The sequence below is a fragment of the Mesorhizobium sp. M2A.F.Ca.ET.039.01.1.1 genome, assembly GCF_003998035.1.
Taxonomy (GTDB): domain Bacteria; phylum Pseudomonadota; class Alphaproteobacteria; order Rhizobiales; family Rhizobiaceae; genus Mesorhizobium.
Map to the genome: position 1 here is coordinate 1 of NZ_RZRY01000889.1, position 2,192 is coordinate 2,192.

2 protein-coding genes and 1 pseudogene are annotated in these 2,192 nt (G+C 62.0%); 2 read left to right on the top strand and 1 reads right to left on the bottom strand.

Features of this window, described 5'->3' with window-relative positions; genetic code table 11:
- A partial coding sequence (locus EOA24_RS35130; protein ID WP_133374793.1) for a winged helix-turn-helix domain-containing protein occupies nt 1-440 on the bottom strand: 440 nt, incomplete at its 3' end.
- Between the two features lie 265 nt (nt 441-705).
- Here EOA24_RS35130 and EOA24_RS35135 point away from each other — a divergent pair.
- Entirely contained in the window at nt 706-1,683 is a 978-nt protein-coding gene (locus tag EOA24_RS35135) for a sugar ABC transporter substrate-binding protein (RefSeq protein WP_189343327.1), read from the top strand.
- Nucleotides 1,684-1,839: 156 nt separating this feature from the next.
- Nucleotides 1,840-2,192 (top strand): annotated as a pseudogene (locus EOA24_RS35140) (ABC transporter permease); the annotation flags it as partial.

Here is a 2,192-nt window from a genome sequence, read left to right on the forward strand (position 1 = left end):
GTCTTGATGCCGGCGGTGACGAATTCGACGGTCTCGCGCGGCGCGGGATAGCGGTAGGAATGCTGCAGCATGGCGCGCACATTGCCGAGAAAGTCGATCAGCACCAGCTCGGCGCTGCGGCGACCGATCTTGAGGCCGATGAAAAAAGCGCCTTCCGTATTGAGCGCCATCGGAATCGAAGGTTGGCCGATCTTGCCGCGCAGCGGCGCCTGGCGCACCAGCAGCTTGTCTTCCTCGAGCTCGCGCATGATCACCGACACCGTCTGCGCCGACAGCCCGGTCATGCGCGCGATATCGGATTTGGCCAGGCTGCCGTGCTGGCGCACCAGGGACAGCACCAACCGTTCATTGTGGTCGCGCATGCCGCTTTGGTTGGTGCCGCGATGCAGCCGACTCTCCAAAGCCTCGGGCGAACCGTGCCTCGCAATGCCGGTCTCCACCCTGTTCCTCCCGTTTGTTTCCCCGCGATGCTTTTCGTTCAGAATGAGTGAACGACGCAAGAGTGTCAATAATAAATAAGAGTGATTTAATTATTGACAGCCGTTCTGTCCTGGTGTTTTTTGAGATGTGTCCACGCTGGGAGAAAAGGTGGATGCGCTTGGGACGCCGGGTGGCCGGTGTCCGCAACAGTTCCATTGGGAGGAAATCGTGACCAAGAAATCACTGCTGAAGTCTACCGTGTTTGCGGCCGCAGGCTTGGGCCTGATGGCGTTCGCTTCGTCGGCATCGGCCGCCGGCGTCGGCGCCTGCCTGATCACCAAGACCGACACCAACCCCTTCTTTGTCAAGATGAAGGAGGGCGCGACCGCCAAGGCCAAGGAGCTTGGCGTCGACCTCAAGACCTATGCCGGCAAGATCGACGGCGACAGCGAAAGCCAGGTGGCGGCGATCGAAAGCTGCATCGCTGACGGCGCGAAGGGTATCCTGATTACCGCGTCCGACACCAAGGGCATCGTGCCGACGGTGAAGAAGGCGCGTGACGCCGGGCTGCTGGTCATCGCGCTCGACACGCCGCTCGATCCGATCGATGCCGCCGACGCCACCTTCGCCACCGACAACCTCGAAGCCGGCAAGCTGATCGGCGCCTGGGCCGCCGCCACGCTTGGCGACAAGGCCAAGGACGCCAAGATCGGCTTCCTCGACCTCACCCCCTCGCAGCCGACCGTCGACGTTCTGCGCGACCAGGGCTTCATGATGGGCTACGGCATCGACGTGAAGGATGCCAACAAGATCGGCGACGAGGACGATCCGCGCATCGTCGGCCATGACGTCACCAACGGCAACGAGGAAGGCGGCCGCAAGGCGATGGAGAACCTTCTTCAGAAGGACAACACCATCAACGTCATCCACACCATCAACGAGCCCGCCGCCGTGGGTGCCTATCAGGCGCTCAAGGCCGTCGGTCTCGAAAAGCAGGTGCTGATCGTCTCGGTCGACGGCGGTTGCCCAGGCGTGAAGTCGGTCACCGAAGGCGTGATCGGCGCCACCTCGCAGCAATATCCGCTGCAGATGGCCGCGCTCGGCATCGAGGCCATCGCCAATTACGCCAAGGACGGCACCAAGCCGAAGCCGACCGAAGGTAAGAACTTCTTCGACACCGGCGTCAACCTCGTGACCGACAAGCCGGCCAACGGCGTGAAGTCCATCGACACCAAGGAAGGCCTCGCCAAGTGCTGGGGCTGATGCCCGCCTGAGCGCACAAACCTCGCGGCTGGGGACTTGATCCCCGGCCGCATCGGGTGGACGATGCATTTTCGTAAGCGCTGATAAGCCCGGCGACAGACCGGAATGCGTAAACGCGGCACGGAGCCAACGAAGTTCCGTGAGACGGGAGGAGATATGTCCCAAATCCAGGAATTCGAGAAGGTTCTCTCGGGCAGCGATACCAACGTCGCCGCCTTCGAGGAGCACGGCAAATCGTTTGTGAAGCGCGCCCAGCATTTCCTGCATTCCACGCCGGCGGCGGTGCCGCTGATCGTGCTGGTGCTGTCGATCATCATCTTCGGTGTCGCCATCGGCGGCCGCTTCTTTTCGTCCTACACGTTGACGCTGATCCTGCAGCAGATCGCCATCGTCGGCATCCTGGGCGCCGCCCAGACGCTGGTCATCCTGACCGCCGGCATCGACCTTTCGATCGGCGTGATCATGGTGATCTCGGCCGTGATCATGGGAAATTGCGCCATCACCTACGG